The following is a 26,128-nucleotide window of genomic DNA, read 5'->3' on the forward strand; positions in this document are numbered from 1 at the left end:
CCACCGGGTGGAGCCGACCTAGTGGGCGTCGGCGATGTGCTGCGTACCGATGCGCTTGCGGAAGACCCAGTACGTCCAGCCCTGGTACAGCAGGACGACCGGGGTGGCGATACCGGCGCACCACGTCATGATCTTCAACGTGTAGGCGCTGGACGAGGCGTTGCTGACCGTGAGGTTGTAGCTCTCGTTCAGCGAGGACGGCATCACGTTCGGGAAGAGCGTCAGGAACAGCATCGCGACCGCGGCCACGACGGTGACGCCGGAGAACGCGAACGACCAGCCCTCACGCCCGAGCCGGTTCATCACCAGCGCCGCGGCCAGCGCCAGCACCGCGACGATCATCGCGACCAGGCTGCTGGTGTCGCCCTTGTCGAGCTGTGTCCAGCCCAGGAAGCCGACCGCGAGCACCGCGGTGATCAGGCCGAGCACGGTGGCCGTGCGGCGGGCCCGCTCCCGGATGTCCCCCAGCGTCTTGAGCGAGGCGAACACCGCGCCGTGGAAGGTGAACAGGCTGAGCGTGACCAGACCGCCGAGCAGCGCGTACGGGTTCAGCAGGTCCAGGACGCTGCCCACGTACTCCTTGTGCGCGTCGATCCGCACACCGTGCACGATATTGCCGAAGGCCACGCCCCACAGGAACGCGGGCAGCAGCGAGCACCAGAAGATCGCGTGCTCCCAGTTGCGCTGCCAGCGCTCCTCGTCCCGCTTGACGCGGTATTCGAAGGCGACGCCGCGCACGATCAGGCAGACCAGGATGAGCAGCAGCGGCAGGTAGAAGCCGGAGAAGAGGGTGGCGTACCACTCGGGGAAGGCCGCGAAGGTGGCGCCGCCCGCGCTGAGCAGCCACACCTCGTTGCCGTCCCAGACCGGGCCGATCGTGTTGATCAGGACGCGCCGTTCGCGCCGGTCGCGGGCGAGCAGCTTGGTCAGGACGCCGATGCCGAAGTCGAAGCCTTCGAGGAAGAAGTACCCGGTCCACAGCACGGCGATGAGGATGAACCAGATGTCATGGAGTTCCACGGTCGCCTCCTAGTACGAGAAGGCCATCGGCCGGTCGGCGTCCGTGTGGTCGCCGCCGATCCTGGTGGGCGGGTTGAGGTCGTCGTCCGTCAGCTCCGGCGGCCCGGCCTTGACGTACTTGACCAGCAGGCGGACCTCGATGACCGCGAGGATCGCGTACAGCAGCGTGAAGACGGTCATCGACGTGAGCACCTCGCCCTGCGAGACGCCGGGGGAGACCGCCGAGGACGTCTTCAGGACGCCGTAGACGACCCAGGGCTGGCGGCCCATCTCGGTGAAGATCCAGCCCCAGGAGTTGGCGATGAGCGGGAAGCCGAGGGTGACGAAGGCCAGCGACCAGTACGCCTTGCTCAGCCGTACACCGAGCACCTTGTTCTTGGTCAGCGCCAGGTTGGGTGGCTCCTCGTCCCCCGTCCGCAGGCCCGGCGCAAGCCAGAACTTCTTGCGGGTGAGCCAGAGCCCGGCCAGGCCGATGGCGAACGAGGCCATGCCGAAGCCGATCATCCAGCGGAAGCCCCAGTAGGCGACGGGGATGTTGGGCCGGTAGTCGCCGGGCCCGTACTTCTGCTGCTCGGACTTGTTGACGTCGTTGATGCCGGGGACCGGCGAGGAGAAGTCGTCGTGGGCGAGGAAGGACAGCAGGCCGGGGATCTCGATGGCGACCTTGTTGTGGCCCTTGTCCACGTCCCCGTAGGCGAAGACGGAGAACGGTGCGGGGGCCTCCTTGTCCCACAGCGCCTCGGCGGCGGCCATCTTCATCGGCTGCTGCCGGAACATGACCTTGCCGAGCTGGTCGCCGCTGAGCGCGGTCAGCGCGCCGGCGATGACCAGCGTGATCAGGCCGAGCCGCAGCGAGGTGCGCATCACCTTGACGTGCTTCTTGCGCATCAGGTGGTACGCGGCGATGCCCACCATGAACGCGGCGCCGGTCAGGAACGCGGCGGTCAGCGTGTGGAAGACGACGACGAGCGTGGTGTCCTGGGTCAGCACCTTCCAGAAGTCGGTCAGCTCGGCGCGGCCGGTGGCGGCGTTGTACTTGTAGCCGACCGGGTGCTGCATCCAGGAGTTGGCGGCGAGGATGAAGTACGCCGACAGGATCGTGCCGATCGAGACCATCCACATGCAGAAGCAGTGGATCTTCTTCGGCAGCTTGTCCCAGCCGAAGATCCACAGCCCGATGAAGGTGGATTCGAAGAAGAACGCGATGAGGGCTTCGAACGCGAGCGGCGCGCCGAAGACGTCACCGACGAAGCGCGAGTAGTCGGACCAGTTCATGCCGAACTGGAACTCCTGGACGATGCCGGTGACGACACCCATCGCGATGTTGATCAGGAAGAGCTTGCCCCAGAACTTGGTGGCCTTGAGGTACTTCTCCTTGCCCGTCCGTACCCAGGCGGTCTCCAGTCCGGCCACCAGGGCGGCAAGGGAGATCGTCAGGGGGACGAACAGGAAGTGGTAGACGGTCGTGATGCCGAATTGCCATCGCGCCAGAGTCTCTGGCGCCAACGCCAGGTCCACGTCGAGTCTCTCCTTACGTCGCCGTGTGCTGACTACGGCTGCCGTGTGCTGACCACGGCCGTTTCACCCCGTTTGCCCCCATAGAAGCAGGACATAAAGGGCGCTTGTGAACGCGTTCACATTCACAAGCAATTATCACCCATGGCTGGTTCCTGATCCTGACCGGGGGTGCGTGACTGCGGTCACGCATGCAAGAAGCGTGCGGGATTCCTTCCCGCACGCTTCGAACACGGGCCCACATCGCCCAGCAGGTCGTCGAACCGGACACCGCCGTCTTCAGGAGACGGAGCCCCGCCTGCCCCCCGCAACGTGATCGGCCGCCTCAACGGCGCCCCGCGCCGGACACGGTGCGGGATAGCCGCCCCCTGCGTGTCGAGCGCGTGATCCGGTCGCGCCGGACGGGCGTGATCCGCTCAGCCCGGCCGGCGTACCGGCATCGAACGAATGTGACCGATCAGGTCAGAGCTCCTTGCGGAACTGCTCGGCCGCCTGCAAAAACAGGTCCATCGCCGCCGTCTCGCCGATCGTCACGCGTACGCCTTCGCCCGCAAAGGGCCGTACGACCACGCCCGCCTTCTCACACGCCGCCGCGAAGTCGAGCGTACGGTCGCCCAGCCGCAGCCAGACGAAGTTCGCGTGCGTCTCGGGGACCGTCCAGCCCTGCGCGGTCAGCGCCTCGCAGACCCGGGCCCGCTCCGTGACCAGCGCGTCAACCCGTTCCATCAGCGCGCCCTCGCTGCGCAGCGACGCGATCGCCGCCTCCTGGGCGAGCTGGCTCACGCCGAACGGCACGGCCGTCTTGCGCAGCGCCGCCGCCACCGGCTCATGGGCCACCGCGAAGCCGATCCGCAGGCCGGCGAGCCCGTACGCCTTGGAGAAGGTCCGCAGCACGCACACGTTGGGGCGGTCGCGGTACAGGTCCAGGCCGTTCGGCACGTCCGCGTCGCGGATGAACTCCTGGTACGCCTCGTCCAGGACGATCAGGATGTCGCTCGGCACCCGGTCCAGGAACGCCTCCAGCTCCGCCCGGCGGACGACGGTGCCGGTGGGGTTGTTGGGGTTGCAGACGAAGATCAGCCGGGTGCGGTCGGTTATCGCCGCGTACATGGCGTCCAGGTCGTGCACCTCACCGGAGGTCAGCGGGACCTGGACGGAGGTGGCACCGGCGACCTGGGTGACGATCGGGTACGCCTCGAAGGACCGCCACGCGAAGATCACCTCGTCGCCGGGCCCGGCCGTCGACTGCACCAGCTGCTGGGCCACGCCCACCGAGCCGGTGCCCGTCGCCAGATGCTCGACGGGCACCGAGAAGTGCTCCGACAGCTCCGCCATCAGGCCCGTACAGGCCATGTCCGGGTAACGGTTGAAGACCCCGGCGGCGGTCACCGCGCTCTCCAGGACGCCGGGCAGCGGCGGGTAAGGGTTCTCGTTCGAGGACAGCTTGTACGTGACCGGGCCGCCCGTCGCAGCCGGCTTGCCGGGCTTGTAGGTGGGGATGCCGTCCAGCGCAGCGCGCAGCTTCGGGCTCTTCTCGCTCACCGCAGGTTCCTCCTCGACCGTGCCGTCCGTCGCCAATACTGCACACCTTATGAGGATTGACCCGCCAGGCGTAGGCCCTGTCCGATACGGAGGGGAAGATACCGGGGCGGGGCGGGCGCCGGGCCGGTCAGGGCCGGTGGCGCGGGCGGGGCGCCGGGCCGGTCACGGCCGACGGCAGGACGGGCCGCGGACGGGTGGCCGCCGACGGGTGGCCGCCGACGGGTGGCCGCCGACGGGTGGCCGCCGACGGGTGGCCGCCGACGGGTGGCCGCCGACGGCCGATCATGGTCGAACCGGCCGCCTCCGGCACCCCGTACCGGACCCGCCGGAAGATCGCCCCGCGCCTCCCAGTCCCCCTCCAGGCCCTTGGGGAGCGCTCCTCCCTGCGTTACGCGCCGGTGGCTCGCGCCGTGGCGCGCATCCCTCGTGAAGGTGACTTGAGACCTCTTCGAGACCTGGACCAATCGGCAGGGGACTCCCGACGACGCTCAACCAGGACCTGGCAGAACCGGCCAACCCCCTTCGTTTCCCAGGCCATTCGGGTTACACCGCCGTGCAGAAACGTGCCTTTCCACTCCTGTACGCACCGCCCCGCGAAAGGACCGCCCGAGCCCTACTATCGGCTCGCCATGACAGCAGCAGGGAAGCACCAGGTGAGCCGGTCTACCGGTCGCCGGCTGGGGCGGGCAGGCATCCGGGACGTGGCCGCCGCAGCCGGGGTATCCATCACGACTGTCTCCGACGCGCTCAACGGCAAGGGCCGGCTTCCGGATGCCACCCGTCGCCACGTCCGCGAGGTGGCCGACCGGTTGGGCTACCGCCCTTCCGCCGCCGCCCGCACGCTCCGTACCGGCAAGTCAGGGCTCATCGGCCTGACCGTCACCACGTACGGGGATGAACCTTTCACCTTCACCGAATTCGCGTACTTCGCGGAAATGGCCAGAGCCGCCACCTCGGCGGCGCTCGCCCGCGGCTACGCACTCGTCATCCTGCCCGCGACCTCCCGCCACGACGTCTGGTCGAACGTCGCCCTGGACGGCACCGTCGTCATCGATCCGGCCGACGGCGACCCCGTCGTCACGGAACTCGTCCGGCACGGCATCCCCGTCGTCTCCGACGGCCGCCCCGGCGGCACCCTGCCCGTGATGGGCTGGGTGGACAACGACCACGAGGCGGCCGTCCTGGGCCTCCTCGACCACCTGGCCGACGCCGGCGCCCGCCGTATCGGCCTGCTCACCGGCACCACCACCGACACCTACACCCGGCTCTCCACCACGGCGTACCTGCGCTGGTGCGAGCGGGTCGGGCAGGACCCGGTGTACGAGTCCTACCCCGCCCACGACCCGTGTGCGGGCGCGGTGGCCGCCGATCGGCTGCTGGCCCGCCCGGACCGCCCGGACGCGGTGTACGGCCTCTTCGACCCGAACGGCACCGACCTGCTCGCGGCGGCCAGACGCTACGGGCTGCGCGTCCCCGAGGACCTGCTGCTGGTCTGCTGCAGCGAGTCCACGGTCTACGCCACGACCGAGCCGCCGATCACCACCCTCTCCCTCAAACCGCGCCGGATCGGCACCGCCGTCGTCCAGCTCCTCATCGACGCCATCGAAGGGCTGGACAGCGGGCGGCCGGTCGAGCAGGTGATACCGACGGACCTGATCGTGCGGACCTCCTCCCAGCGCAGGTCCACGCGTACGACCGTCAGCCCGCCACGGGGGCCCGCCGGGGCTTGACCGTCACACGTTCGAGCGGCCGTGCGGATGCGATTGACGCGTCCGCACGGCCGGAGGTTTGTGTCCGGCCATGGCTCGCGGGCGGGGGCATGTCCAACGGAGGGATGCCCAACGGAGGGATGTCCCGTCGACCGGCGGCAGACCGGCCGCAGACCAGCGATCTCCACACCCTGCCGCCCCGCCCTTTCAGCGTCCGGCCCGATTCCCGGTCCGCGCTCCCCGCCCCTTCGACATCCGGCCCGGTTCCCGGTCCGTGCTCGCCGACGCACCGGCGTACCGCCACCTGCCGAACCCCTTCGGCGTACGGAAGCGGAACATCCGACGTACACAAACAATGCGCCCGCGTCGCGCCACCCCACGCGCCCCCACCCCGCCCGGGTGCCGCTCCGGCGCACCGTCCGGCCACTTCGCCATGTCGTATCACCGCCGTGCCGCCGGACGGGCGCTCCCCCGACCGGGATAAAATCGGCACGTACACGGAGAAATCGGCAGCGAACACCGGGTGTCGAGCGATTGACCACCCCCGGGTGCGTCACAAGCCGCGAGCGGCATTCCTATGATGGGCGCACGACACCACGGACCGCCGCCGACCAGGCAAGGTCCGCGAGGTGCACGGCGGCGCGACGGTGGAGGGGTCGATGACTCAGGGGGCCAGTGTGGGACCCATGGTGCGGACCATGCCGGCACAACCTCCGGCTCCGGCACAACCGCCTGCTCCGCCGGTCCCCCCGGCGCCCGCGGTCCCCCCGCCCCCGGGGCTGCCGCCGGCCGCGACGGGCATGCCCGAAGCACCGCACGGCATGCCGCCCGAGTACACGCCCACCGAGCGCTCCCTCCCGGTGACCGGCGCCGGTGCCCGGGCCGCGCACGGCCAGGCGACGGACCGTACGGACCTGCCGCCCGTCACCCGTACGGACACCCTCATCGACCGCCCGACCGTCGACCTGGCGGCCGTCCCCGAGTCGGCCCTGCCGGCCGAACAGCACAAGGAGGGCGGCGGCCCGCTGTACGTCGTCGGCGACGTGCACGGCTACTACGACGAGCTGCGCGAGGCGCTCGCCGCCGAAGGCCTCATCGATGCCGACGGCCAGTGGGCCGCCGGCAACGCCCGCCTGTGGTTCCTGGGCGACTTCACCGACCGCGGCCCGGACGGCATCGGCGTCATCGACCTCGTCATGCAGCTGTCCGCCGAGGCCGCGGCGGCCGGCGGCTACTGCAAGGCCCTGATGGGCAACCACGAGCTGCTGCTGCTCGGCGCCAAGCGGTTCGGCGACACCCCGGTGCAGTCCGGCGCCGGCACCGCGTCCTTCCAGGCCGCCTGGCTCCTCAACGGCGGCCAGAAGAGCGACATGGACCGCCTCCAGGACCACCACCTGCAGTGGATGGCCCGCCTGGACGCCGTGATGGAGGAGGACGGGCACCTGCTCGTGCACTCCGACACGACCGCCTACCTGGAGTACGGCGACTCCATCGAAGACGTCAACGACACCGTCCACGACGTCCTCACGCGCAGCGAGGCCGACGAGGTCTGGGACCTGTTCCGCAAGTTCACCAAGCGGTTCGCCTTCCGGGACGAGGACGCGGGCCCGATGGCCGTACGCGAACTCCTCGACACCTACGGCGGCGAGCGCGTGGTGCACGGCCACAGCCCGATCCCGTACCTCCTCGGCGAGGTCGGCGGCGAGGACGACGAGGGCGAGGGCGTCGCCGTCGAAGGACCGCACGTCTACGCCGACGGGCTGGCCATCGCCATGGACGGCGGGGTCACCATGGCCGGAAAACTACTGGTCGTACAACTTCCCCTGACTGGCTGACCGTTATCCGGGCAGGGGTAGCGGCAGGTAGGGAAGTGGCGCAGCGGGGTCCGAGCCCGGCAGGAGCGGTCCCTATTTCCGCAAACACCCTGTCACCCCGTGCCGGAGGCGCTCTACCATCGGTCTATCCGTAGCAGGCTCTCCTCCGTTTCCGCCCACTGCCCGGCCCACGCCGGCCTGTACGGCCCTACGGAGCATCGGGGGATGCACATGAACAGCGCTCCGCACCTGCTGAGCGAGGACCGCGCGGAATTCGCGCGGCTCCTCGACGAGGCGCTGCGCACCGCGGAATACCGGCCGGAAATGGTCTCCGCGGCGGGTAAGCACCTCAACACCGAGCAGTTGCGCACCATGGCGCTCAGCGCCACGTCCGCCATCGCCGCATGCGCGACGGCCGAATACCGACACTACGTACGGCTCCGCGACGAGCTGCGCGCTCCGGAACCCGCACCGGACGCCGGCGGCGTGGAAGTCCACGAGGAGAAAGGCACACCGACGGGGTCCCCGGCAATGGACCTCGCCACCTCAGTGAGCGAGGCGGCGGAATCCGCCGGTGCCGGGCTGGCCGCGCTGCTCGCGGTCCTCGCCCCGGTCCTGGCGGGCATCGCCGCGCTGCTCTTCCTGATCATCGGGTACGTCCTGCGTACGCTCGGGACCGATCCGGCCGCCGCCCAGCCGATGATCAGCGTCGGCTGGGTCTTCGCGGCGCTCACCGCAGCGGGCGCCCTGATCGCCATGGCGAGCCTGGTCCACGCGGCCTGGCGCAACGGCTCGACCTCCCTTCGCGCACCACGCGGAGACGGCCGGGGCGGCCGCGCCAGGGAAGTCGACCTCGCCCGGGACGCCTGGCGGCAGGCGCTCCTGGAGCGCGGCATACTGCCGTTCCTGCGCGAGGCCCTGACCGACCCGGCGACCGTCAACGGCCGCGACACGGCACGGTACGCACCGCGCCGCGGCACCGACGGCGGCGGCCGTATCCCGACCCTGGGCTACTCACGCCCCGACTTCACCAGCCCGGACGGCGGCCCACCCGCCAGTCCCCGACCCCGGTTCACCAGCCCGGACTTCACCAGCCCCGATTACGGGGGGCCGGATCACCATCCTGAATAGCGCCCGATCGGCACGAGCGCGGGGGCCCGGCCTGGTGCCGGGTCCTCGTGTTATGCGCGCGTCATACGCCCCAATGGAGTGAAATCCGGTTTATCGACCAGGGGTTGGGTGGCGCGGGACTTACGTTCGGCGGTGGAGGTGATGCTCATCATGAGCACGCATGACACACGGCCGGGCGGTCACGTGGCGGGGAACGATGCAATCGACATCGACGATTTCGTGTACGCGGCGACAGGCGCGCGAGTCCGGAAGCTGATGATGCCGGACGGGACGCACTGGTTCCCGGCGGCGGACGTCGCTACCGAGCTGGGTTACGCGAACACGCGTCAGGCACTTCTCTGGCACGTACCGAAGTCGCGCATCGAGCGCCTCGGCGAGCTTGCACGAAGTGTCTATGGAGCGGATGCTTCAAGCAAGATTGCAGGTCATGGGCTCAAGAAGTCGATGAACATGGTGAACCTCCAAGGGCTCATCCTGCTCGTGAACGCCTGCACCAAACCTGAGTCCGAGCCGTTCAAGAACTGGGTGGCCGAGATGATCGTCACCATCCAGCGAGACGGCTCGTATGCGCTGGAAAAGGCGCGAGTACAGCCGGACCCCGGCAGTCCGGTGGCCTACGCCATGCCCTCGCAAGTCGCCGACGCCATCGTCCGCCTAGAAGAACGCAACCTCCGCATGGACGAGGAGTGCGCCGAACTGCGACGTCAGGAGGTGCGGTTGTTCGACCGGATCGCCGACTCGCTGGACCGCATCGCGGACAAGCTCGGTGCGGGTAATCAACCAGCGTTCGAGCGGGTGACTTTGACGGCCGACGAGCTACTGGCCGACTGGAAGGAACGCCAGTTGGTCGTCACCGGCGACATCTGGGCCGTAGCGGCCTATCTGGCCCCCGCGCTCGTCAACTCTTCTGTCGCGAGCTACCCGTTGCGGGTGATCGCTCAGCGGACCGGCCTCACCGAGCACCGCGTACACGACTCGCTTCGGATGCTGCTCAAGCGTGGCTGCATCCGTCAGGTCGGGGTGGGGACCGATGGGGCGCCTAGGTACACATTGCATCGCTGACCGGTCCGGCACGCGTGGAGCGGACCCGAAGTCGCGACCCCAACTCGCGGCTCCAAGCCGGTTCGCCGTCGCACGATAGCCAGACTCCCAGGCTCACGCCAGCCTGTGGACAACCCTGAAAATCAGCATCCGCCGTACCGCGCAGAACCCGGATTTTCCGTCTGCCTACGCACAAGCCCCCAGGTCAGCCCCTGTGGACAACGCACCGAAGAGTCCCCACCGCGTGCGAGACCGCTGCTCCCTCACCCCGCCCCCAAGAACTATCGTCGCAACCATGGTCGAACACAACGCTCCAACCGCCACCCGCGAGGCCTACGACGCCGCTGCCTCCACATACGCGCAGTTGTTCCGCGACTCCCTGCGTGACAGCCCCCTGGACCGCGCGGCCTTGGGCGTCTTCGCCGAGGCCGTCAGTGCGCATGGCGGCGGTCAGGTCGCGGACCTGGGATGCGGGCCCGGTCATATCACCGCTTATCTGAACGAGTTGGGGCTGGCGGCGTTCGGCGTCGACGTATCGCCCGCGATGATCGAGCTGGCTCGGCAGGCCTGCCCGGACCTGCGGTTCGACGTGGGCTCGATGGCCGCGTTGGACATCACCGACGGCGAGCTGGGCGGCGTACTGTCGCGTTGGTCCATCATTCACACGCCTCCGCAGGACGTGCCCGCCGTCCTGGCGGAGTTCCACCGTGTGCTGGCACCCGGCGGCCACCTTCTGATCGGCTTCTCGGCGAGCGAGGGCCCGTCCTGCCCGACGCAGATCTTCGATCACGCGGTCGCGCCGGCCTACCGGTGGTGGCCCGACCACCTCGCCGGGCTGCTGCGCACGGCCGGGCTGGCCGAGGTGGCCCGGATGGTTCGCGAACCCCAGCCCACCGACCGGCGGCAGTTCCGGGAGGTTCACCTGCTCGCCCGCAAGGTCTAGGCGGCGTTCACCAGGGTGCGGGAGGCCCTCCGTACGGGGAAGGCCTCCCGGCGATCACTCAGTCCGCCATCGGCAGGTACACCCTGTTCCCGCTCGCCGCGAACTCCTTCGACTTCTCCAGCATGCCCGCCTCGACCTCCTCCGGGGACGCGCCCTGCTCACCACCGAACTGCTCCGTGATGCTCCGGCTGATCTTCATGGAGCAGAACTTCGGGCCGCACATGGAGCAGAAGTGGGCCGTCTTCGCCGGCTCCGCCGGCAGTGTCTCGTCGTGGAAGGCGCGGGCCGTGTCCGGGTCGAGGGCCAGGTTGAACTGGTCCTCCCAGCGGAACTCGAAGCGCGCGTCGGACAGGGCGTCGTCCCACTCCTGGGCGCCCGGGTGCCCCTTGGCCAGGTCCGCCGCGTGGGCCGCGATCTTGTACGTGATGACGCCGGTCTTCACGTCGTCCCGGTCCGGCAGGCCCAGGTGCTCCTTCGGCGTGACGTAACAGAGCATCGCGGTGCCCCACCACGCGATCATCGCCGCGCCGATGCCCGAGGTGATGTGGTCGTACGCGGGCGCGATGTCGGTGGTCAGCGGGCCGAGCGTGTAGAACGGGGCCTCCTCGCAGATCTCCTGCTGGAGGTCGACGTTCTCCTTGATCTTGTGCATCGGGACGTGTCCCGGGCCCTCGATCATCGTCTGTACGCCGTGCCGCTTGGCGATCGAGTTCAGCTCGCCGAGCGTCCGCAGCTCCGCGAACTGCGCCTCGTCGTTGGCGTCCGCGATGGAGCCGGGGCGCAGGCCGTCGCCGAGGGAGTAGGTGACGTCGTAGGAGGCGAGGATGTCGCAGAGTTCCTCGAAGTGGGTGTAGAGGAACGACTCCTTGTGGTGTGCCAGGCACCACGCCGCCATGATCGAGCCGCCGCGCGAGACGATGCCGGTCTTGCGGCGGGCCGTCAGCGGCACGTAGCGCAGCAGGACGCCCGCGTGGACGGTCATGTAGTCCACGCCCTGCTCGGCCTGCTCGATGACCGTGTCCTTGTAGATCTCCCAGGTCAGCTCCTCGGCCTTGCCGTCCACCTTCTCCAGTGCCTGGTAGAGGGGGACGGTGCCGATGGGGACGGGGGAGTTGCGCAGCACCCACTCGCGGGTGGTGTGGATGTTGCGGCCGGTGGACAGGTCCATGACCGTGTCGGCGCCCCAGCGGGTCGCCCAGGTCATCTTCTCCACCTCCTCCTCGATCGAGGAGGTGACGGCGGAGTTGCCGATGTTCGCGTTCACCTTCACCAGGAAGTTCTTGCCGATGATCATCGGCTCGATCTCCGGGTGGTTGACGTTGGCGGGCAGTACGGCCCGGCCGGCCGCGATCTCGTCCCGTACGAACTCGGGGGCGACGTTCTCGCGGATCGCGACGTACTCCATCTCCGCCGTGATCTCGCCACGCCGCGCGTACGCGAGCTGGGTGACCGCGGCGCCGCCCCGGCCCCGGCGCGGCTGCCGGGGGCGGCCGGGGAAGACCGCGTCGAGGTTCTTCAGGCCGCCGCGCGGCGAGGTGTGCTTGAGGCCGTCGTCCTCGGGGCGGGGCGGCCGCCCCGCGTACTCCTCGGTGTCTCCGCGGCTGATGATCCAGTTCTCCCGCAGCGGCGCCAGGCCGCGGCGGACGTCCGTTTCGATGTGGGGGTCGGTGTACGGTCCCGACGTGTCGTAGAGCGTCACGTCGTGGCCGTTGGTGAGGTGCACACGGCGGACCGGGACCCGCAGGTCGGGCCGCGATCCGGCGAGGTAGCCCTTGTGCCAGCCGATCTCCTTGGCGGAGGCCTGGCCGTTTTCGGGCGTGCGTGCATCCTGCAGAGTCATGAAGACCCACTCCCTACGCCGGCATTACCCGGTAACAGGTTCGGCGGTCGACGCAGCGGTTCCCGTGACGGCGTCCCGGCGTCGGCCGGTCGTCCCGTACGGAGTTCAGCGCCCTCTCAGCCCGGTGCTCCGAGCTCCCGCGATTGCAAAGGTGCCACCACGGTAGCGGCCGGTGTGGCGCGGTGAACAGGGGGCCCTGCCGGTTCTTGCGATGATCGGGCGGTGACCAGCAACGAGCCCTCGCACTCCGCGCACCACCACGCTTCAGGTCAGGCGCACGGGCACGGTACCGATCCGCGGCACGCCGTGCCGGGTGACGGCCGTGGGACCGGCGCCGCCGGGGACGGCGTCCACGGCGCCGGTCCCGCCCGGCCCGGCGACGGCGCCCCCGCCCACCGGCACGCCTCCGGCCATGGGCACAGCCATGGCCACACCCACGCCCACAGCCACAGTCATGGGCACAGCCACAGCCATGGGCACGCCCCCGCTTCCCCCGTCTCCCGCCATCTGCGCAAGGTCATCGCCGCCGTACTGATCCCCTTCGCCGCCGCGGTCCTGGCCGGGCTGGTCGTGCTGTGGCCGGGCGGCGCGCCCGGCCACAAGCCGTCCGGTGTCGGTTTCGACCAGCCGACCGAGAAGGCGAAGGTGGTGAAGGTGGAGGAGGTGAACTGTGCGGACGTACACGCCCAGCAGCAACAGCAACCGTCGCAGCAGCAACCGTCCTCGCCCGCGGGGCCCCAGCGGCCGCAGCATTGCGAGCGGGCGGTCATCGAGGTGACCACCGGCAAGGACACGGGCCGGCGGTTCGAGTCGATCGTGACGCCGGAGGCCACACGCCACTACCGGGCCGGTCAGGGGGTGGTGGTCGCGTACGCGCCCAAGGCGCCCAAAGACCTTCAGTATTCGGTCACGGATGTGGACCGTTCCGTCCCGATGTGGGTACTCGCCGCCATCTTCGCCGCAGCGGTGGTCGTCGTCGGACGGCTGCGCGGCGTGCTCGCACTCGTCGCGCTGGTCGTGAGCTTCGCGGTACTGACGCTGTTCATCCTCCCCGCCGTCCTCCAGGGCTCGAATCCCCTGGTGGTCGCCGTGGTCGGGGGCAGCGCGATCATGCTCGTCGCCCTCTACCTGTGCCACGGCCTGACGGCGCGTACCTCCGTCGCCGTCCTGGGCACACTCGTCTCACTGCTGCTCATCGGTCTGCTCGGCTCGGTCTTCATCGGGTGGGCGCTGCTGACCGGCAACACCGACGACCAGACCGGGCTGGTGCACGGCCTGTACCCGGACATCGAGATTCGCGGCCTGCTGCTGGCGGGCATCATCATCGGTTCGCTGGGCGTGCTGGACGACGTGACCGTCACGCAGACCGCCGCGGTGTGGGAACTGAAGGAGGCCGACCCGTCGGCGGGCTGGCGCAAGCTCTACTCCTCGGCGATGCGGATCGGTCGGGACCACATCGCGTCCGTCGTCAACACCCTGGTGCTCGCCTACGCGGGCGCCGCGCTGCCGCTGCTTTTGCTGTTCTCGATCGCACAGAGCAGTGTCGGTACGGTCGCCACGAGCGAGGTGGTCGCCGAGGAGATCGTACGGACGCTGGTGGGCAGCATCGGGCTGGTCGCGTCCGTACCCCTGACCACGCTGCTGGCCGCGCTGGTCGTCTCGGCGGACCGAGATGCCGAAGGGGCCGCTACGGGGCGTGATGCGCAGGTTCCGGGGGCGGACGGCGGCGAGGTCGGGAGCGTCGCAGCTGCGGGTACGGGGCGGAGCGGCGCGGGCCGGCGGTCCGTACGCGGTGGGCGCGGCAAGCGGCGGCGCGCACGCTGAACCGGCCGGGCGGGTGGGCGGTATCAGCCCACGTACGGATGGGGCCGGGCGGCCGGCAACGGCCCGCGAGCACACGGGGCCGGGCGGCGGCCGGCAACGGCCCGCCGACGTGCGGAGCCGGCCGGCCCACCGGCCGCCGTTCACCCCGCCTTCTGCGCCTCCGAAAGAATGCGGTCCAGAGTCGAGTCGAGCGTGTCGCACACCTCTTCCTCCCCGATCGGCACCAGTCGGTCCGTACGGTCGAGGAAGGCCACCAACGGCGGGGCACCGGCGCGGAACAGGGCGCGTTCATCGCCCACCTGGAGGCCGATGAAGACATCGCTGAGGTGCTCGGAGGAGGAGGGCCCGATGCGCACATCGCCCTCACCGGACGGCTTGCTCAGCCCGTCGAGCAGCAGTTCCCGGCTGAACGCCCAGGTCACGGGCGCATCTCCGGGGAGGTCGAAGGTGAAGCTGACCGCATAGGGGTCCGCGGAATCGAAGAACAGCTCCACCGGAATACGGAAAGCGAGCTCCTCGGACACGAGGAAGCTCATGATCACTTCTGCCTGAACTGTGTCGGTCATCAACCTCTGCCCCGTACTTGGTCGGAGATGGCCAGGAATCGTCCCTCTTGGCCCTATTGACGCCATCGTCGGTCACGTGCAAGCGGATCACAAGGAGTGAGTTTTCGGGTACTGACAGAGAAGGCGAGTGTCGCCAGTGTCGCCTCCGCCATTCTGCGTAGTCGATCGGTAACGCAGTGTAGCCGCTGAGCGTCCCCCGCGGGAAGGGAAATCGCCATGACCGCGGCCGCCGGACCGACCTGGATCGGAATCGCCGAGCTTACTGTGCCGAAGGCATATTTCTCTTGCTCATAGGCGACTTGGGCGCGGCACACACTGTCCAGCCGGTACAGCAGATCGCCTTCGGTCCGCACCGAACAGGGCGTCAACGGCTGTACCGGACAACGCGCCAAATGGTCCTTCCTGGCCTGCTCGACGAGCTGCGCCGGCAGGCACTGGCCCGACCGCGTGGGCGTGAGCCGTCGTACGAAAGTCCGCCCACTCCTCCACCGGCGGACGCCGCTGATCGTGGGTGGCGGCCACCACCTCCACCTCGCCATGGACGAACACACCGTTCTCACGCCATAGATAGCTTTCATGCCTCAGGAGCCGCAGCAAGTGGTACGTCGCGGGAAGCGGTAACCCCGCCTCTCCGAAAACGGATTTGCCCTTCACCATTGCCAACGTCAAGCCCCTGACCGGGTCGCCGGGGCGCGGGTCGGCCCTGACGGCGGGAGCCGCTCCCGCTTCGCCCGCGGTGGGCCGGGGGTGCCGGGTGGGCCGGGACCGGAAAGGGGAACGCCCCGCTCTCAGAAGGGCGGGGCGTACAGCTATGGGGGAATGGGCGGGGACGGAGAAGCGGACGCGCCACCCGGGTGCGGCGACGGAGTCAGGCCCGCGGATGCGGACCCGAGGCCGCCCAGCAGGCCCAGGGCCGGGACCGGGATTAGTACCGGCCCCGGGACCAGGGCCGGGACCGGAACAAAGCCCGGCCCCCGGCGTGCCCCCCGGCCGTCCCGGCCGCCTCCGTCACCACTCGCTCCGCGAGGAGGACGACGAGGAGCCCGTCAGCCTGCGCACCAGGTAGACGACACCGGCGATCAGCGCCACCGCGATGAGGATCTTGAAGAGCAGGCCGATCAGGAAGCCGACCGCACTGGCGATCAGGCTGCCGAACACCACCAGCAGGACGACGGGCACCACGACCCACGTCACCCACCACGGAAGTCCTGCGAACGTCCCCTTGCCGGCCATTGCTCTGCCCTGCTTTCTGCGTAGTCTGCGCGTTTGTCGCTGTGCCTATGTGATGCCTTGATCACGCGGTCCGCGGTCCGTGGACCTGTTCAACGTCCCGCATTCGTAGTGCGTGCCCGATGCCGCGAGCCGGGGGCCCGAAGCGCTGTTCCCCTCTGCACCATCGATGCTAGGACGGGGTACGGCGGAACGGACGCCGCGCGTCCCCGGCCCTCCCCTGAACCGTCCCTTACGGGTCCCCGGGGGCCCACCTCAGCTTTCGGGCGGAGAAAAGACCACCATGACCCGCAGGTCCTCGCTGATGTGGTGGAACTTGTGCGGCACTCCGGCGGGCACGTAGACCACGCTGCCGCGCGCCACCGAGGTCGTCTCCATGCCGACGGTGATCGCCGCCCGCCCGCTGACGACCAGGTACACCTCGTCCTGGCTGTGCGGCTGCTGCGGATCGACACTGCCCGCGTCGAGGGCGTAGAGCCCGACCGACATGTTCCGTTCCCGCAGGAACTGCAGATACGCGCCGTCGTTCGCGGCCCGCTCCGCTTCCAGTTCGTCGAGCCTGAAAGCCTTCATGCTCTTGGCACCCCTCGAAGAGTCCGTCTCGTCTGCGACGATCTCACCATGAAGAATTTCGTGGTCAAGACGATCGCCAATGCCGCGGCGCTTGCCGTGGCCATCTGGCTGTTGAAGGACATCACGCTCACCGGGGAGAACACCGGCCGCAAGGCGCTGACGCTGGTCCTGGTCGCGCTGATCTTCGGTGTGGTGAACTTCGTCGTCAAACCCGTGGTGAAGCTGCTGTCCTTCCCTCTCTTCATCCTCACCCTCGGCCTGATCACGCTCGTGATCAACGCGTTGATGCTGCTGCTCACGTCGTGGCTGGCGGACAAGTTCCACCTCGCCTTTCATGTGGAGGGCTTCTGGACCGCCGTACTGGGCGGCGTGATCATTTCGATCGTCTCCTGGGCGCTGCACGTGGTGCTGCCCGACGACCGGGACTGAGAGCTCCGTACCGCGACGCTCCGTACCGTGACGGCGAGCAACTAAACGACAGGGACCGATACGTGCACTCCGCCATTGCCACCGCCGCGACTTCCGCGACCTCCGCAGCCACCTCGGCCACCGCCCCGTACCGCGTCTGCTTCGTCTGCACCGGCAACATCTGCCGCTCCCCGATGGCCGAGTCCGTCTTCCGCGCCCGGATCGAGGAGGACGGTCTCGACGGGCTGGTCGAGGTGGACAGCGCCGGCACCGGCGGCTGGCACGAGGGAGACGGCGCCGACCCGCGCACCGTCGCCGTCCTCCGCGCCGCCGGTTACGAGGAGGACCACAGCGCCCGGCAGTTCCGGGCCGACTGGTTCGGCTCGCTCGACCTCGTGATCGCGCTGGACGACGGGCATCTGCGTGCACTGCGCCGGCTGGCGCCCACCGCCCAGGACGCCGCCAAGGTGCGGCTGCTGCGCTCGTACGACCCGGCCATGAGCTGCGACAGCCCGGGCCCGCGCCCCGCCTCACACTCCCCCGAAGCCGCGCGCTCCCCCGAAGCCGCACACTCCCACGATCTGGACGTCCCCGACCCGTATTACGGCGGTATGGCAGGGTTCGAGGAATGTCTGGAGATGGTCGAGGCCGCGAGCGAAGGACTGCTGGTGGCGGTACGGGACGCGCTCGCCGCGCGGGGGCACGTTGCCGGGGAGGCGGCGCGGGACACGGCGGTGGCCGTCCCGTAGACGGTTTGATCGCCTCCGCAGGCGTCGCGGTCACCGCCGCAGGCGTCACGGTCACGATTGCCGCCGCAGGCATCGCGATTGCCGCCACGAGCGTCCCGGTCGCCGCAGAGAACGCGCCGTAAGCCGGAAGCCGTAAACCGGAAGCCGGATCCCGGCCCCGACAGACCCGTAATTCGGCATTCCCGTATTCCCGTATTCCCGTATCCACGAGGAGGCAAGCGCATGACAGGCGACAGCACACGGGCCGTACGGGCCGGGCTCCCGGCGGCCGAGGCGTACGAACCGTCCCTCCCCGGCCCGGTCTTCGCCGCGCACTATCACCTGCCCGGCGACGCCACCGGCCCGTACACCTACGGCCGCGAGTCCAACCCCACCTGGACCCGGCTGGAGTCGGCCATCGGCGAGCTGGAGTCCCCGGACACGGCCGCGCACACCGTGTCCTTCGCCTCCGGGATGGCCGCCATCTCCGCCGTCCTCTTCTCCTGCCTGCGCAGCGGCGATGCCGTCGTGCTCCCGAACGACGGCTACCAGCTGCTGCCCGCGGTACGCGAGCGCCTGGAGGGCTACGGCATCGAGGTCCGTACGGCTCCCACCGCGGACGACGCGCAGCTCGGCGTGCTCGACGGCGCGCGGCTGCTGTGGATCGAGACGCCCTCCAACCCCGGCCTGGACGTCTGCGACATCCGGCGGCTGGCCGATGCCGCGCACGCGCGCGGCGCCCTGGTCGCCGTCGACAACACCCTGGCCACCCCGCTCGGCCAGCGCCCCCTGGACCTCGGCGCCGACTTCTCGGTGGCCAGCGGCACCAAGGCGCTGACCGGCCACGGCGACGTACTTCTCGGGTACGTCACCACCCGCGACCCGGCGCTCGCCGACTCCGTACGGATGTGGCGCAAGACCGTCGGCGCGATCCCCGGCCCGATGGAGGCCTGGCTGGCCCACCGTTCGCTCGCGACACTCGCCCTACGGGTGCGCCAGCAGTCCGCCGGGGCGCTCGCGCTCGCGGCGGCGCTGCGCGAACGCCCCGAGATCACGGGCCTGCGGCACCCCGGGCTGCCGTCCGACCCCGCGCACGAGCAGGCCGTACGGCAGATGCGCGCGGGCCGCTTCGGCTCCGTGGTCTCCTTCACGCTGCCCGACCGCGCCCACGCGGAACGCTTCCTGGCGGCGCTGACCCTCGTGGACGACGCGACCAGCTTCGGCGGCGTACGGTCCACCGCGGAGCGGCGCGGGCGGTGGGGCGGCGACGCGGTGCCGGAAGGATTCATCCGCTTCTCGGTCGGCGTGGAGGAGCCGGCGGACCTGATCGCGGACGTGATGGGAGCGCTGGACACGGCCATGAGTACGGGGTGAGTTGCGGGCCGGCCCACGAGCCGGGATGCGAATCGCGACCCGGCCCGGTATGCGCATCGAGACCCGGCCCGGTGGCTGCGCGCCAGGGGGCTACGGACCAGGCTCCGGGGAGCAGCTGACGCGGTCCGCCGGCATCCCGGGCCGTACGGCCGGTCCTCGCCCTTCCCGGTCCGTACCGACGCCGCTACGTAAAGCAGGCTGGCAGGGTATCCCCCCTCGGCACCCTGCCAGCCCCGGTTCTCAGCACTACGAACCGCGCAGACAAGGCTAGTTGACTCAGCGTCAGTGTCCAATCACGCTGACGACACAGTCCTATCGACAAATTTATAGTTGGGCGGGTGCAGCGGCGCCGGAGCGGAAGGAGGTACGGATGGACCTTGCTTTATTACGCACATTCGTCACGGTGCACCGAGCGGGCTCCTTCACCCGCGCCGCCGCCCTACTGGGCCTCTCCCAGCCCGCCGTGACCAGCCAGATACGCAGCCTGGAGCGGCAGTTGGGGCGCCCGCTCTTCCTCCGAAAGGCCCGCGGCGTCACGCCCACCACCGTCGGCGACGAACTCGCCCACAAGGTGGCGCCCCACCTGGACGCACTCACCGAGATCACCGAAGCCGGGCTCGACGAGGAGTCCGCCATCCGTACGCTGCACCTCGCCGGACCGCCGGAATTCACCTCCCAGCGCGCGTTACCGGCCCTCACCCCGCTCATAGACCAGGGCCTTTGCGTACGCACCGCCTTCGGCTCAGCGGACGAGCTGCTGTCCGGCCTCGCCGACGGCCACCACGACCTCGCGATCACCACCACGCGGCCCCGCGGCGCCCTGCTCACCGCGACACCGCTGTGCGACGAGGAGCACGTCCTGATAGCCGCCCCCCGCTGGGCGACGCGGCTCGGCGGCCCGGCAGTCGTCCGGGCCAAGGGCGTGCGCGCGCTCGATCCCGCACCTCTCGTCGAGGTCCACGAGAGCCTGCCGCTGGTCTCCCGGTACTGGTCCGCCGTCTTCGACACCCCGCCCGCGGCCTCCGCCACCGTGATCGCCTCGGACTTACGGGCGGTCCTGGCGTGCGTCACGGCGGGCGCCGGCCTGGCCGTACTGCCCCGCTACCTGTGCGCCGACGCGCTGGACGCCGGCGAAGTCGTCGCCCTCCTGGAACCCCCCGTCCCGCCCCTGCGCACGTACTTCCTGGCCACCCGGGCAGGCACGCTGGCACTGCCGCACATCGCGCGCCCGCACGAGTGGCTGCTGCGGGCGGCGGCGGATTGGTGAGGGGGCTTTGGGCGGTCGGGGCGGGGAGTCTTGGGTGGTCGGGGCGGGGAGCCGAAGCGGGGCCCGAGGGGGCGTCGAAGCAGGGACCCGAGGCGGGGCGTCGAAGCGGGGCGTCGGGATCAGTGCGGGTACCCGGGCCCGGAGCGGGTACCCGGGTGGGAGCGGGTACGGCTACGGATGTCACAGGTTCGGGAGTCATGGGTACAGGCGTCACGGATACAGCCACACGGGCCGGCGTTGCACGGCGGGCCGGAAGCAACCGTTCCGGACGCCCGGCCGCTTTCGGGCGCACGACCCGGCCGCGCCTCCAACGCGCCACGCCCGCGTCTCGGCGGACTGGTGGGGCGGTGGTTTCACCGCGCCCCTGCTGCGGCATCTGTCCCGTATGACCGTACGGCCAGTCGTCAAACGCACCGCCCGCGCGATCCTGCTCGACGGTGCGGACATCGTCCTGATCAAGCGCACCAAGCCGGGCCGGGCCCCGTACTGGATCACTCCAGGCGGCGGCGTGGAGCCGGAGGACGCGACGGTCGTGGACGCCCTGCACCGCGAGCTCCACGAGGAACTGGGCGCCAAGGTCACCGATGTCATTCCGGTCTTCGTGGACACGGTCGAGCACGTCAGTGACGGCGGGGTGGACGGGGTCAAGGTCCAGCACTTCTTCGTCTGCCGGCTGGAGTCCATGGACCCCTCCCTGCGGCACGGCCCCGAGGTGGAGGAACCTTGCGGCGAGTACGAGATCGTGCGCGTGCCGTTCACACGGGTGGGCATCGCCACGGCGGAGGTCGTACCGCTGTCACTGCGCCACTACCTCGACGGCAACATCGAGGGCGTACGGGCGATGCATGCGCCCGATCTGGGGTGACGGGGCGGTTCGGTGGTTCGGTGATACGGGGCGCCGGGATGATCCGGAGATACGGATACGGCCTTGCCTGGCCAGTCGTGCCGGCCCAGCCGTACGAACGCCCTCCGCGCCCTACCCGAACCAGCCCCGGAACTCCCCGTCCGAGCCGCCCGTCGCCCCACGGTGCTGAGCCCGCGCCAGCACCCGCTCGACCTCGCGTTCCACTTCCTCCCGGACCTCACGGGACCGCGGTCGGGAGGTGAGCGCAGGGCGGCGGGGTGCAGTCTCCCTGCGGTTGCCGGAAGACAGACGGTTGTCGGAAGGCAGACGGTTGCCGGAAGCCTGACGGTTGTCGGGCTCTGAGCGCGTACCTTCGCCGCCCCTCACGGGCTGGCCACGCCGCAATTCGACCTCTCCCCGCCCTTCGGCCGTTCCCCGCCATTCGACCTCACCCCGTCCTTCGGCCTTCCCCCGCGCTCCGGCCTCCCTCCGGGAAGCCGCCTCCGCCGCCGCTCCGAAGAAATCGCCGCCCTTGCGCTTGGCGTCATCCGTCCCCCAGGCCCGGGACCCGCTCGTCTGCCGGGGCACCTTCTGCAGGTGCGGGATGTGCTTGGCGCAGTGAATATACGTTTCCTCAACCGCGACCTCGACCCACAGCTGGGCACGTCGGCCCGGTACCGGATCGACCGGCAGGTACGGGTGCCGCTCCCGCATCTCGTCGTCCATGACCACCCGCGCCCGGCCGTTGACGTGCAGACCGATGCGGTCGCGGGTGAAGTCGATCATCAGGATGCCGAGATTCGGGTTCTCCGAGATATTGCCGATCGACGCCATGACGCCGTTGCCGCGGTACTCCGGGTACGCGAGCGTGCGCTCGTCCAGGACCTGGACGAACCCGGGCGGCCCGGCCCGGAACGTGGAGTCGCACTCGCCGTTCCGGTCGGCCGTCGCCAGGAAGAACATCTCCTGCCGGCCCACGAACTCCCGCATCCGCGGGTTGAGATGGTCCAGCACCTGGTCGTCGTAGAAGCGGTCCGCGCGTTCGGTCGTGCCCATCCGCTGCTGCACCAGGTGCTCACCATCGCTCCCCGGACGCGCCTCCCGTGCCCCGGGGCCAGAGGCCGCATCCGGCTGCGAGTCAGGCTTCGTGTCGGGCTTCGCACCAGGCATCGTGCCGGGCTTCATGCCGGGCTCCGTGCCGACACCCGGCCCGGCCAGCCCGTACGCATCCGATGCCTCAAACGCACCACCGGCCGTACCAGCCCCTCCGGCCGTACCAGCCCCTCCGGACGCCCCGGACGCCCCGGCGGTACTGACGGCATCAGCCGCACCAAGGCCCCCATTCCTCCCCCCGGCCTCGGCCGTCACCCCCGAAATCCTGGCTGCCCGAAGCTGTCCGTAGGACGTCAAGCCGTCTCCACCCTGTGCCGCCAAGCCGTACTCACCATGTGTCGTCAATGCTCAATCTCCCGCCGCGACCAGCTCTTCCACGGAGTCGTGCCGTATGCGGTCGGAGGGAATACCGACCCCCACCAATGCGTCCACGCCGTTTCGGATCATTCCGGGCGGCCCGGACAAGTAGGCGTCATATTCCCACCAAGGCCCGTACTGACGCACTGCGTCCGGGAGTTGACCACTGAGGCTGTTGCGCGGCCCGCCGGGTCGGCCGGTGGCGACGACCGTGCGTACGGACAGCCACGGGTGGCGGTGTTCCAGCCGCAGCATCGTGTCCAGGTCGTAGAGGTCGTGGCCGCTGCGGGCGCCGTAGAAGACCTCCATCGGGCGCCGGTGCCCCCGCTCGGCCACGTCCTCGATCAGGGCCTTGATCGGCGCGATGCCCGTACCGCCGCCGAGGCACAGCAGGCCGTTGTCAGTGGTGTGGTCTACGGTCATGGAACCGGATGGGGGGCCGAGCCGGATGACATCGCCGGGGCGGGCGCGATGGACCATGGCGTTGGAAACCCACCCGGCCGGTACGGCTTTCACATGGAAGGAGAGCAGGCCGTCGGAGCGGGGCGCCGCGGCAAAGGAGTAGTGCCGCCACACACGCGGCCACCAGGGGGTTTCAACGCTCGTGTACTGACCGGCGAGGAAGGGGTACGGCTGGTCCGGGCGTACGGTCACGACCGCGATGTCCGGCGTACGCAGCTCGTGCGAGACGACCTCGGCCTGCCACCAGGCGGGAGCGATCAACTCGTCCGAGGCAGCCGCGTCAATCATGATCTGCGAAATCTTGGTGTACGCCCGCACCCAGGCACCTTCGGCGTCCGGGCCCCAAGTGGTGGGGGCGTAGCGGGCGAGTGCGGTGAGCAGGCATTCGCCGACTGCCGGGTAGTGCTCGGGCAGGGTGCCGTACTTCCGGTGCCCGCGACCGAGGTGCGAGAGGTACTCGGTTAGGTAGGCCGTGTCGTCGACGTTCTTGACGGAGGTGAGCAACGCCTTGAACAGCCGGTCGCGTTGGGTGTCCATCGCGGCGGGAAAGAGCGCCCGCAGGTCGGGATGGTGCACGAACAGCAGCGCGTAGAAGTACGAGGTGACCTTGTCCGCCACGGACTCGATCTCGTCCAAAGTCAGCCGGATGATCACCGCATCGGCCGAGTCACCGGCACTCGGCCCAGCACTGCGTGCCGCCGGGGCCGGCCCGGCGGACGAGGGAGCGCCGCCGGAAGACGGCGAAGCTGCGCCTGCCTGAGCGGAACCCGAGCCGAAGGCAGCAACGGAAGCAGCGGCGGAGGTGGAGGCAGCAGCGGAGGTGTAGACAGCAGCGGAGGTGGAGGCGGAGGTGGGCGGGTGGGCAGGGGGAAGGGGGGAAGGGCCCCCAGCCCCAGCCGTCACTCCAGCCGTCACCCCCGCCGCACCCTCACCCCGCACCCCCTCGCCAACACGCCCATCCAGGCCCTCACCCGCACGCCCAGCCATGCCCTCGCCCCCGCGCACAGGCATGCCCTCGTCCCCGCGCCCCGATATGTGATCGTGCGCGCCCTCTGGTGCCCCTGGCGCGCGATCACCCGCGTGCTCCGGCCCCCGTTCGCGTTCCGCCGCCGTGCCCACGGGCCTTATGGGGCTGACCGGCCGACTGGGCGTCCGTGACCTGTCGGCGTACTCGTCGCCCGCTCCGCCGCGTACGGCGCTGCCACGTACGGCATGACTACCCGGCGCACCGTCGCCGCCCCGCTGTCCGTGCGCGTCGCGTGTATTCCACGCATGGTGGCCGCCGGATTCGTTACCGGCGTACGGCCCGGCACGCCCTTCGGATGCGTCACGGCCATCAGCGACGCCGTCACCATGGCGGCCATTTCCGTCGTACCGCTCGTCACGGCCTCCGTGGCCGCTCTCTTCACCGTCCCGTCTGCTCGCGCCGTCCCGGTCACCCATGGGATCATGTTGATCTTCGGGGGACTTCTTCGACGGAGTGAACCATCCCCAATCGCCACTGCTGCCGCCCGAATCGCCGTTATCGGCCGACGTGGTGGTCGGAGCGTCCATGGTCTGCCTCGCCTCGAACGTCTAACGATCGCCTGCACACTTCCGCAGTTCGGAATGTGCCCGGAATTCCCGCGCCCCGTCGGAATTCTTCATCGTCCGGAGCTCTCCCGGCAACACCCTCCAATGCGGACACATCTCGGTTCGTCCGGCACCGCCCGCGGTCCCGTGTCCGCAGCGTGCCACCCGGCCACGGCTCATCGGCGAACAGCCGGAAAGCCGGGCGCGCGCCGCGTGTTGCCACTAAGCTGGCGGGCTTTGCGACCCGCTGAAGCCGTACGGCCCACGGCTCGTCGACGTACTCCCGAAGTACGCGAGGCCCTTCTCCCGTACGACCGGACTAGACCATACCCGCAGTACTTGAATACACAACCCCTGAACCGGAAACACTTCCTCCGGCCCGGCGGTTTACGGGGCCCTGCCCGCAGAACGCAATTCATCGGGCATGGCGTACGAATCGACCGCGGGCAGGCGGAAATTACCCGGCCGCCCGCACCAGCGCGTACGCCTCGCGTAGATCACGCCCCTCGTACGCATAGGAGGCCAGGCCGCTGACATGGTGGTCCGCATTCACCGCGACGGACGCGGGAACGGCCGCAAACAGATCGGTGTCCGACATGGAATCGCCGTACGCCACGCAGTCGGCCCGTTCCAGTCCGAACTCGGCGCACAGTTCATCCGCAATCCTCACCTTTACAGATGCGGAAAGTATCCCGTCCGGTTCCACCGCATCCCGAAAAGGCAGCGCGGGCCAGCGCGAGCCGTGCGCGGCGTCCGCTCCCCAGCCCGTCAGCCGCTCCACGAAGAACCCCGGCGACAAGGAGATCACCGCGCACCGTTCGCCCCGCGCCCGGATGTCGGCCCACACCTCCCGGATGCCGTCCAGCCACGGAGCGCCGTCGAAGGCCGCCGTGACGACTTCCTCGGTCAGCTCCGACCACAGTTCGCACGCCAGCTCCGCGAAGCGCAACGGCGTCACCTCACGGGCGGCGAAGGCTCGTTCCAGCTCGGCGATCTCCCGGTCCAGGCCGAGTTGCCGGGATATCTCGATGGAGGCGGCGGAACCGTAGAGCAGCGTCCCGTCCATGTCGAAAAGATGAAGCTTCCCCATACCGGGGAGCCTAGGACGCGGAAACCTCCCACGTCCCGTACGTCGCACCACTCACTTCACTCGCACCGTGCGGGCCAGGCACGGACCAGCCACACACCGCACAGCTCGTACGCGCCGTGCCGTGCCGTGCCGCCTCATACGTACCAGCAATCCTCGCGTACTCAA

21 protein-coding genes are annotated in these 26,128 nt (G+C 69.7%); 11 read left to right on the plus strand and 10 right to left on the minus strand.

Features of this window, described 5'->3' with window-relative positions; all coding sequences use genetic code 11:
- Positions 1–18: 18 nt before the first annotated feature.
- The 3 genes from cydB to hisC all read right to left on the minus strand — a co-directional run bounded on the left by cydB (position 19) and on the right by hisC (position 4,077).
- A complete protein-coding gene (cydB, locus tag IH45_RS0111210; protein WP_030665388.1) occupies positions 19–1,020 on the minus strand; it encodes a cytochrome d ubiquinol oxidase subunit II in 1,002 nt (333 codons plus the stop codon).
- 9 nt (positions 1,021–1,029) lie between these two features.
- Entirely contained in the window at positions 1,030–2,538 is a 1,509-nt protein-coding gene (locus IH45_RS0111215) for a cytochrome ubiquinol oxidase subunit I (protein ID WP_030665391.1), read from the minus strand.
- Positions 2,539–2,997: 459 nt separating this feature from the next.
- A complete protein-coding gene (hisC, locus tag IH45_RS0111220) occupies positions 2,998–4,077 on the minus strand; it encodes a histidinol-phosphate transaminase (protein ID WP_030665394.1) in 1,080 nt (359 codons plus the stop codon).
- 629 nt (positions 4,078–4,706) lie between these two features.
- On the opposite strand from hisC, the gene IH45_RS0111225 reads away from it, so the two are divergent.
- The 5 genes from IH45_RS0111225 to IH45_RS0111245 all read left to right on the plus strand — a co-directional run bounded on the left by IH45_RS0111225 (position 4,707) and on the right by IH45_RS0111245 (position 10,715).
- On the plus strand, positions 4,707–5,807 hold the full coding sequence (locus tag IH45_RS0111225) for a LacI family DNA-binding transcriptional regulator (protein ID WP_030665397.1): 1,101 nt from the start codon (positions 4,707–4,709) through the stop codon (positions 5,805–5,807).
- Between the two features lie 665 nt (positions 5,808–6,472).
- Complete coding sequence (locus IH45_RS0111230) at positions 6,473–7,621, plus strand: metallophosphoesterase (protein WP_394298669.1); 1,149 nt, start codon at positions 6,473–6,475, stop codon at positions 7,619–7,621.
- 204 nt (positions 7,622–7,825) lie between these two features.
- Complete coding sequence (locus IH45_RS0111235; RefSeq protein WP_030665403.1) at positions 7,826–8,731, plus strand: hypothetical protein; 906 nt, start codon at positions 7,826–7,828, stop codon at positions 8,729–8,731.
- 150 nt (positions 8,732–8,881) lie between these two features.
- Positions 8,882–9,793: a BRO-N domain-containing protein gene (locus IH45_RS0111240; RefSeq protein ID WP_030665406.1), complete on the plus strand. Its 912-nt coding sequence runs from the start codon at positions 8,882–8,884 to the stop codon at positions 9,791–9,793.
- A gap of 274 nt (positions 9,794–10,067) precedes the next feature.
- A complete protein-coding gene (locus IH45_RS0111245; RefSeq protein ID WP_030665407.1) occupies positions 10,068–10,715 on the plus strand; it encodes a class I SAM-dependent methyltransferase in 648 nt (215 codons plus the stop codon).
- Positions 10,716–10,773: 58 nt separating this feature from the next.
- Here the strand turns inward: IH45_RS0111245 and thiC are convergent, their stop codons facing one another.
- On the minus strand, positions 10,774–12,555 hold the full coding sequence (gene thiC / locus IH45_RS0111250) for a phosphomethylpyrimidine synthase ThiC (protein ID WP_030665410.1): 1,782 nt from the start codon (positions 12,553–12,555) through the stop codon (positions 10,774–10,776).
- 222 nt (positions 12,556–12,777) lie between these two features.
- Between thiC and IH45_RS0111255 the strand changes: the two genes are divergently transcribed.
- Positions 12,778–14,379, plus strand: coding sequence for a YibE/F family protein (locus IH45_RS0111255; protein ID WP_030665424.1), 1,602 nt, complete (start codon positions 12,778–12,780; stop codon positions 14,377–14,379).
- A 140-nt stretch (positions 14,380–14,519) separates the two neighbouring features.
- On the opposite strand, the gene IH45_RS0111260 is transcribed toward IH45_RS0111255, so the two are convergent.
- The 3 genes from IH45_RS0111260 to IH45_RS0111270 all read right to left on the minus strand — a co-directional run bounded on the left by IH45_RS0111260 (position 14,520) and on the right by IH45_RS0111270 (position 16,748).
- A complete protein-coding gene (locus IH45_RS0111260; RefSeq protein WP_078897450.1) occupies positions 14,520–14,945 on the minus strand; it encodes an SsgA family sporulation/cell division regulator in 426 nt (141 codons plus the stop codon).
- Positions 14,946–15,953: 1,008 nt separating this feature from the next.
- Complete coding sequence (locus tag IH45_RS0111265; protein ID WP_030665430.1) at positions 15,954–16,178, minus strand: DUF5326 family protein; 225 nt, start codon at positions 16,176–16,178, stop codon at positions 15,954–15,956.
- A 252-nt stretch (positions 16,179–16,430) separates the two neighbouring features.
- The gene (locus IH45_RS0111270; protein WP_030665433.1) at positions 16,431–16,748 is read right to left on the minus strand and encodes a cupin domain-containing protein; all 318 of its coding nucleotides are present in this window, start codon (positions 16,746–16,748) and stop codon (positions 16,431–16,433) included.
- Positions 16,749–16,796: 48 nt separating this feature from the next.
- On the opposite strand from IH45_RS0111270, the gene IH45_RS0111275 reads away from it, so the two are divergent.
- From IH45_RS0111275 to IH45_RS0111295, 5 genes are all read left to right on the plus strand, one after another.
- Entirely contained in the window at positions 16,797–17,177 is a 381-nt protein-coding gene (locus IH45_RS0111275) for a phage holin family protein (protein ID WP_030648456.1), read from the plus strand.
- 173 nt (positions 17,178–17,350) lie between these two features.
- Positions 17,351–17,905, plus strand: coding sequence for a low molecular weight protein-tyrosine-phosphatase (locus IH45_RS0111280; protein WP_050514736.1), 555 nt, complete (start codon positions 17,351–17,353; stop codon positions 17,903–17,905).
- 222 nt (positions 17,906–18,127) lie between these two features.
- Positions 18,128–19,258, plus strand: coding sequence for a cystathionine gamma-lyase (locus IH45_RS0111285; RefSeq protein ID WP_030665439.1), 1,131 nt, complete (start codon positions 18,128–18,130; stop codon positions 19,256–19,258).
- Positions 19,259–19,628: 370 nt separating this feature from the next.
- Positions 19,629–20,525 carry a LysR family transcriptional regulator gene (locus IH45_RS0111290; RefSeq protein WP_030665443.1) on the plus strand — a complete coding sequence of 299 codons (897 nt, stop codon included), beginning with the start codon at positions 19,629–19,631 and terminating at the stop codon, positions 20,523–20,525.
- A gap of 385 nt (positions 20,526–20,910) precedes the next feature.
- A complete protein-coding gene (locus IH45_RS0111295; protein ID WP_030665446.1) occupies positions 20,911–21,390 on the plus strand; it encodes an NUDIX domain-containing protein in 480 nt (159 codons plus the stop codon).
- Between the two features lie 111 nt (positions 21,391–21,501).
- Here the strand turns inward: IH45_RS0111295 and IH45_RS0111300 are convergent, their stop codons facing one another.
- The 3 genes from IH45_RS0111300 to IH45_RS0111315 all read right to left on the minus strand — a co-directional run bounded on the left by IH45_RS0111300 (position 21,502) and on the right by IH45_RS0111315 (position 25,963).
- The gene (locus tag IH45_RS0111300) at positions 21,502–22,437 is read right to left on the minus strand and encodes a pyridoxamine 5'-phosphate oxidase family protein (protein WP_030665448.1); all 936 of its coding nucleotides are present in this window, start codon (positions 22,435–22,437) and stop codon (positions 21,502–21,504) included.
- Positions 22,438–22,830: 393 nt separating this feature from the next.
- A complete protein-coding gene (locus IH45_RS1000000147805; RefSeq protein ID WP_107058617.1) occupies positions 22,831–24,855 on the minus strand; it encodes a globin domain-containing protein in 2,025 nt (674 codons plus the stop codon).
- Positions 24,856–25,330: 475 nt separating this feature from the next.
- Entirely contained in the window at positions 25,331–25,963 is a 633-nt protein-coding gene (locus tag IH45_RS0111315) for an HAD family hydrolase (RefSeq protein WP_030665456.1), read from the minus strand.
- Positions 25,964–26,128 lie beyond the last annotated feature (165 nt).

Source organism: Streptomyces rimosus subsp. rimosus (genome assembly GCF_000720725.1).
GTDB lineage: Bacteria > Actinomycetota > Actinomycetes > Streptomycetales > Streptomycetaceae > Streptomyces > Streptomyces rimosus_A.

What these genes read in the sequence shown, in the direction of transcription:
- thiC (WP_030665410.1), bottom strand. Translation starts at nt 12,555, where the DNA reads ATGACTCTGCAGGATGCACGCACGCCCGAAAACGGCCAGGCCTCCGCC.
- IH45_RS0111280 (WP_050514736.1), top strand. Translation starts at nt 17,351, where the DNA reads ATGGCCGAGTCCGTCTTCCGCGCCCGGATCGAGGAGGACGGTCTCGAC.
- IH45_RS0111245 (WP_030665407.1), top strand. Translation starts at nt 10,068, where the DNA reads ATGGTCGAACACAACGCTCCAACCGCCACCCGCGAGGCCTACGACGCC.
- IH45_RS0111295 (WP_030665446.1), top strand. Translation starts at nt 20,911, where the DNA reads ATGACCGTACGGCCAGTCGTCAAACGCACCGCCCGCGCGATCCTGCTC.
- IH45_RS0111275 (WP_030648456.1), top strand. Translation starts at nt 16,797, where the DNA reads ATGAAGAATTTCGTGGTCAAGACGATCGCCAATGCCGCGGCGCTTGCC.
- IH45_RS0111285 (WP_030665439.1), top strand. Translation starts at nt 18,128, where the DNA reads ATGACAGGCGACAGCACACGGGCCGTACGGGCCGGGCTCCCGGCGGCC.
- IH45_RS0111240 (WP_030665406.1), top strand. Translation starts at nt 8,882, where the DNA reads ATGAGCACGCATGACACACGGCCGGGCGGTCACGTGGCGGGGAACGAT.
- IH45_RS0111225 (WP_030665397.1), top strand. Translation starts at nt 4,707, where the DNA reads ATGACAGCAGCAGGGAAGCACCAGGTGAGCCGGTCTACCGGTCGCCGG.
- IH45_RS0111230 (WP_394298669.1), top strand. Translation starts at nt 6,473, where the DNA reads ATGGTGCGGACCATGCCGGCACAACCTCCGGCTCCGGCACAACCGCCT.
- IH45_RS0111270 (WP_030665433.1), bottom strand. Translation starts at nt 16,748, where the DNA reads ATGAAGGCTTTCAGGCTCGACGAACTGGAAGCGGAGCGGGCCGCGAAC.
- IH45_RS0111265 (WP_030665430.1), bottom strand. Translation starts at nt 16,178, where the DNA reads ATGGCCGGCAAGGGGACGTTCGCAGGACTTCCGTGGTGGGTGACGTGG.
- IH45_RS0111235 (WP_030665403.1), top strand. Translation starts at nt 7,826, where the DNA reads ATGCACATGAACAGCGCTCCGCACCTGCTGAGCGAGGACCGCGCGGAA.
- IH45_RS0111315 (WP_030665456.1), bottom strand. Translation starts at nt 25,963, where the DNA reads ATGGGGAAGCTTCATCTTTTCGACATGGACGGGACGCTGCTCTACGGT.
- IH45_RS0111290 (WP_030665443.1), top strand. Translation starts at nt 19,629, where the DNA reads ATGGACCTTGCTTTATTACGCACATTCGTCACGGTGCACCGAGCGGGC.
- IH45_RS1000000147805 (WP_107058617.1), bottom strand. Translation starts at nt 24,855, where the DNA reads ATGGACGCTCCGACCACCACGTCGGCCGATAACGGCGATTCGGGCGGC.
- IH45_RS0111260 (WP_078897450.1), bottom strand. Translation starts at nt 14,945, where the DNA reads ATGACCGACACAGTTCAGGCAGAAGTGATCATGAGCTTCCTCGTGTCC.